Genomic DNA, 5,291 nt, shown 5'->3' on the forward strand with positions numbered 1-5,291 from the left:
TCTTCGGGCTTTGCCCTTGACCTGTGCCTATTTAAGAGGGACCTCTCCGAGGTCCTCTTTTTTGGGGGGGGCTTATAGGGCGGGTCAGACAAGGTATTTTTTTTGATTATAAATGTTAAATATGGGGTGGGTGGTAGGGTACTGCGGAGATGTTGCAGTATCATTGGGTATATTTGCCTGTGAAAGGTTAATGAGTAGTTTCCGACTTTATGGCGAAGAGTAATAGTGGTACAGGTCGTACAAGTATAGCACGACTACTGAAGAGATATCTATGGCTATACGATACGTTGGCTCGCTCACGTGGATTGACACGTGAGGAGATCTCTCTGCAGTGGGAGAAGTCGCCTCTTAATGAGTTGGGCGAACCGCTGTCTGAGCGGACTTTTCATGAGCATAAGAATGCGGTGATGGAGCTCTTTGAAGTAGAGATCAGCTGCAATAAAAAGGCGGGGAATAGGTATACGATTGATACTAACTCTATTCGTGGTCAGAAGAAAATCAATCAATGGCTATTGGATAACTTTACTTTTAATACTCTTTTTCATCAATATCAGGATATCCATGATCGGGTGATTTTTGAGGAGGTGCCTAGCTATGATTCGGTTTATCTATTTGAGTTGCTAGACGCGATTCAGCAGAATCGTCAGATAGAGATTGAATATCAGAGTTTTGCACTTGGTGGTTCAGCTACTCTAAGGCTCTATCCCTTTGCCCTCCGGCTATTCAAGCAGCGGTGGTATCTTATTGCGAAGGAGGTGAAGGAGTCTGATCTATCCCCCTATGGTTGCTATGATGAGGAGGGGGTAGATCTCTCTACGGGGCTAAAGATCTATGGTTTGGATCGCTTGCATGGTCTGACGCTCTTGGAGGAGACTTTTGAGTATCCTAAGGAGTTTAATATGGCGCAGCTCTTTGAGGATTGCTATGGGATCATACTTGGCGATGACCCGTTTGAGTATATTACGATTAGGGCAACAAGGAAGCAGGCCAATTATATTCGGACCCTTCCGCTACATCATTCGCAGAAGGAGTATCCCTGCAAGGAGGACGGTAACTACGTTATTTTTAAGTACAAGCTCCGCCCTACTTTTGATCTCTTTCAAGCCCTCCTATCGATGGGTGGTACGATTGAGGTGCTGGAGCCAGAGTGGGTGCGTAAGGAGTTTGTGAAATGGGTCGATGACCTGTATCACCTATATAATAAGGAGTAGTAACTATAATGTATAGCTTTTAAAACAAAAACTATTATGAGCGAGAACAAGGAAAAAGACTGGAAGGACACTGCAGAGACTGTACTTAAAACCATCGGTACCATTGCTTCAGTTGGTGTGAGTATCTTAGTTGCCTTGGGTGGAGGTAAGAAGAATGGGTGATGTGAAGTTTCTGCCGAGGGTAGGGAGGAGCTATACTCGCTCCAAATGGGGCAAGCGTGTGATGGTGTTGGGGGAGAGTCACTATTGTGACAACCCCAGTGACGCAACTCCCGATATCACTAAGAGGGTATTTGAGTGGCAGTTTGACCGCTCTTGTGACTTTGAAGGGTGGATGAATACCTACACAAAGTTTGCAAGTGCTCTAAGTGGGCATCAGGAGGACCGCTTCTCGTCGGAGGCGGTGTGGGATGAGGTGCTCTACTACAACTTTGTCCAACAACCTCTTACTGGCCCTCGTACCGCACCTACGAAGGAGATGTTGGTGGCTTCGGAGGCTGCTTTCTTGGAGGTGCTTGAGGAGTATCAGCCGGATGTGGTACTGGTATGGGGTAGAAGCCGTCTTTATGACCATCTGCCTGAAGCGGGACATCAAGGTGCTGACTGCTGTGGGGTGGAGACGTGGATTTACCCTTTGCGGAATGGCCATGAGGTGCGGGTATTGCCTGTGCAGCACCCTGCCTCGGGTTTCTCTCCAAGTGAGTGGCACCAGGTGATTGCTGCTCTACTAAAGGAGTAGTAATATTATTAGACGTGTGAGGACCTCCGCGAGGAGGTCCTTTTTTGGGGGGGCTTATCGGACGAGTCGGACAGATCGGACGAGTTGGACAGATCGGACGGGTCAGACAAGTCAGACGGGTAAGGACCCCGGCCGAGGGATCCGTGTTAAATAGGCACAGGTCAAAGGGGCGTTAGCCCCGCATGACCTGTGTATAGAGGGTGCCCAATATCTCCATGACCCCGGTTGAGGGGTCAGACTTGGATGGGGTTTGTGCGACCACAAGGGTCGTGGGGGTGGGTGTCCTCGTTTCTTCGTGCAACAGTCTTCCAATGAATGCCACACAGCCTTTCTGATGCGTTAGCCCTGAACGACTGCGGCTACTTTGTTTTGTAGATCATAAAATATTGGTACCTTTAGAAAAACTAATACATAACTAAAATCGAGAGCTGGTATTATGATTTCATGGGGCTACATATTTAGTGGAATACTGGTCCTGATCATTATAGGATTGATTTGTGTCATTCTATTGGAGAATCGCAACCCTCATAAAGCACTCAGCTGGGTGCTGGTCTTGACCTTATTGCCAGGACTTGGGGTGGTATTGTATCTACTCTTTGGGCGTGAGCAGTGGCATCTAAAGAAAATCCAAAAGCATGCGTATGATAGCTTTGATCTAAGTAGTACTCCTACCTCATCTAATATCTCTGAAGAGCTACCCGCTGAGCAAAGTGAGTATCGACTCCTTAGGGATATGGTGGAGTATGAAACTAGTGCTCGAATTTTGAGCGCGGATGAGGTGGCGATCTTTAGAAGTGGGGTGGATAAGGTGGATTCGCTACTTGAGGATATTCGAAATGCCCGCCGATTTATTCACGTGGAGTACTATATCTTTCTTGATGATCACACTGGCACACGTGTGGCTGATGCCTTGATTGAAAAGGCTAGGGCGGGAGTAAAGGTACGTGTGATGTGTGATTACGTGGGAAGTTTTAGGGCAAGAAGGTCATTCTATAGGCGGATGACGGATGCTGGGATTGAGTTTCGGCAGTTTTTGAAGGTTGTGATGCCTTCTCTTCGTAGCGACATCAACTACCGTAATCACCGTAAGGTAGTAGTGATTGATGGTAATATAGGGTATATAGGGGGGATGAATATTGCGGATCACTACACGATAGGTAATAAGAAAGGGCGTTGGCTGGATACTCATTTTAGAGTAACTGGTATGGCTGTGAATGGTCTGGCATCAGCCTTTATGAGTGATTGGAGATTTGCAAGTAAGATCGCTCTTAGTAGGGATTATTATCTTGATCCTACTGAAGAGCTTCCGACCCCGAGTGTTAATCTTTCTGTAGCGTATCAGTCGGCGATTAAAGTCTTCGATGTGGGTATGCAGACTTTTTCTAGCGGTCCTACCAATAAGTTTAGAACGCTCTTGCAAGCATGGAGTAGAAGTATCTATGAGGCTAAGAAGCACATATATATTGAAACCCCTTACTTTTTGCCTACTGATAGTCTTAATAAAGCGTTGATCGGTGCTGCACTGAGTGGTGTGGAGGTGCACTTGGTGCTACCTTGGAATAGTGATGCTCTGCTAGTAAAGTATGCCTCGCAATCTTATTATGCTGATCTGCTAGAGGCGGGGGTGAAGATTCATCGTTTCAATGGAGAGTTTAACCACTCTAAGCTGATGACAGTGGATGGTAGGATTTCTTATATTGGTTCTGCTAATATGGACTTTAGAAGCATGGAGTTCAACTTTGAGCTGACATCTATTATTCATAATGAGCAATTTACCCAATTGCTGGAGCAAATGATTAAGAGCAATATTGAAACTCATTGCGTACCTATTGATTCTTATCAGTGGAGGAAGCGCAAGATAGGATTACGATTTTTGCAGTCGATATTTAGATTGTTTTCTCCTCTGCTTTAATCTCTGTTATCCACGATTCTTATGGTGGCTTAGGTCTTTATCTCACACGATAATATCGCTATAGTCAAAGGTGATGTAACATTTATGTAACGTGCTATATGGCTTGCATCTATCTCTTATTTGGCCTTGAATGATGAAAACCCCTATATTGGGTATTCTTTAGCTACTTAGCAGAATTGTAACACGCTCGTAATTTCTCTGCAATTACTATATGCTACCTTTGCGGTGAAATAGGGTGATAGGGTTAGGCAATTAGTCTACTCGCCCTTGTATAACAATTGTTTTTAGAAAAAATGGTATGAAGCTAAAGAGATGTGTAGAGACTAGTGTACTCCTGATGCTTGTAATGTTACTAGCAAGTTCGTGTGGCAATAAAGAGGTAACACTGAGTGGAGCAGGCGCCACATTCCCTGAGTTTTTTTATAAAGACATCACTAAGCAATTTGGTGATGAGTATGGCATACGTGTAAGCTATGGTGCTACTGGTAGTGGTGCAGGTATCCGAAATCTGCAGGACTTGACTGTAGACTTTGGCGGGACCGATGTATTTCTGAGTGATAAGGAGATGGGTGCTATGCCTGAGATACTGCATATCCCTACTTGTATTGGTGGGGTGGTGATGGGATATAATCTACCACAAGTTGATCAACTTAATATGACTCCTGAATTGGTGACTAAAATATACACTGGTGAAGTGACCAATTGGAATGATCCTCTGATTGCATCAATAAATCCTGGCATTAACTTGCCCGACCAAGCTATTACCCCAGTCTATCGTAGCGAAGGCAGTGGTACAACGGCTGTATTCACTGGATTTATGAGCGAAGTAGATGAGACTTGGCGAACCACTATCGGAGCGGGGAAATCGGTGGACTTTAGTAAAGGTATTGCTGCAAAGGGTAATCCTGGGATAGCGGGGGTGATTTCACAAACTGTGGGTGCTATTGGTTATCTAGGGTCTGAGTATGCATTGGCACAAGATATCCCTTCTGCCAAGATGCTTAACTCACAAGGTGAATATGTGGAGGCCAATATGGAGACGATTTCTATCAGTGCCAATACCACTGATATGCCTGCTGATACGCGTATGGTTATCTCCAATTCTCCACAAGCAGGTGCTTACCCGATTAGCACATTTACCTGGATTATAGTTTATAAAGAGCAAGCTTACAATAATAGAACTATTGAGCAGGCTAAAGCACTTCAAAATTTCTTGTTCTACATTGTAGGGGATAATGGTGTAGCAAGTGCTAGAAAAAACTACTTCTCTCCTCTGCCTGAAGTGGCTCGTATGAATGCTATCAATGTAATCAATAGCATGACTTACGATGGTCAATTGGTAAAGGATATTACTATAAAGCAGTAAAATAAAGTGGTCAGTGTATTAGTCTTTTCTGAGACTGTTGCACGAAGGCGATCTGCTGCGTTG

At 44.8% G+C, this 5,291-nt stretch carries 5 protein-coding genes; all 5 read left to right on the top strand.

Going from position 1 to position 5,291, the window contains the following annotated elements:
- Nucleotides 1-209 precede the first annotated feature (209 nt).
- The 5 genes from HMPREF3027_RS09125 (at nucleotide 210) to pstS (ending at nucleotide 5,228) form a co-directional block, all read left to right on the top strand.
- Nucleotides 210-1,211, top strand: coding sequence for a helix-turn-helix transcriptional regulator (locus tag HMPREF3027_RS09125; protein ID WP_070708330.1), 1,002 nt, complete (start codon nucleotides 210-212; stop codon nucleotides 1,209-1,211).
- A gap of 36 nt (nucleotides 1,212-1,247) precedes the next feature.
- On the top strand, nucleotides 1,248-1,373 hold the full coding sequence (locus tag HMPREF3027_RS09815; RefSeq protein ID WP_018027808.1) for a hypothetical protein: 126 nt from the start codon (nucleotides 1,248-1,250) through the stop codon (nucleotides 1,371-1,373).
- Entirely contained in the window at nucleotides 1,366-1,950 is a 585-nt protein-coding gene (locus tag HMPREF3027_RS09130; RefSeq protein WP_070708332.1) for a hypothetical protein, read from the top strand. The genes HMPREF3027_RS09815 and HMPREF3027_RS09130 overlap by 8 nt, the downstream gene beginning before the upstream one ends.
- A 436-nt stretch (nucleotides 1,951-2,386) precedes the next feature.
- Complete coding sequence (gene cls / locus HMPREF3027_RS09135; RefSeq protein WP_070708334.1) at nucleotides 2,387-3,862, top strand: cardiolipin synthase; 1,476 nt, start codon at nucleotides 2,387-2,389, stop codon at nucleotides 3,860-3,862.
- Nucleotides 3,863-4,160: 298 nt separating this feature from the next.
- Complete coding sequence (gene pstS / locus HMPREF3027_RS09140) at nucleotides 4,161-5,228, top strand: phosphate ABC transporter substrate-binding protein PstS (protein ID WP_070708336.1); 1,068 nt, start codon at nucleotides 4,161-4,163, stop codon at nucleotides 5,226-5,228.
- The last annotated feature ends 63 nt before the right edge of the window (nucleotides 5,229-5,291 follow it).

The sequence above is a fragment of the Porphyromonas sp. HMSC077F02 genome (assembly GCF_001815465.1).
GTDB lineage: Bacteria > Bacteroidota > Bacteroidia > Bacteroidales > Porphyromonadaceae > Porphyromonas_A > Porphyromonas_A somerae.

Coding starts and splice junctions, on each gene's coding strand:
- HMPREF3027_RS09815 (WP_018027808.1), top strand. CDS start 1,248: ATGAGCGAGAACAAGGAAAAAGACTGGAAGGACACTGCAGAGACTGTA.
- HMPREF3027_RS09130 (WP_070708332.1), top strand. CDS start 1,366: ATGGGTGATGTGAAGTTTCTGCCGAGGGTAGGGAGGAGCTATACTCGC.
- pstS (WP_070708336.1), top strand. CDS start 4,161: ATGAAGCTAAAGAGATGTGTAGAGACTAGTGTACTCCTGATGCTTGTA.
- cls (WP_070708334.1), top strand. CDS start 2,387: ATGATTTCATGGGGCTACATATTTAGTGGAATACTGGTCCTGATCATT.
- HMPREF3027_RS09125 (WP_070708330.1), top strand. CDS start 210: ATGGCGAAGAGTAATAGTGGTACAGGTCGTACAAGTATAGCACGACTA.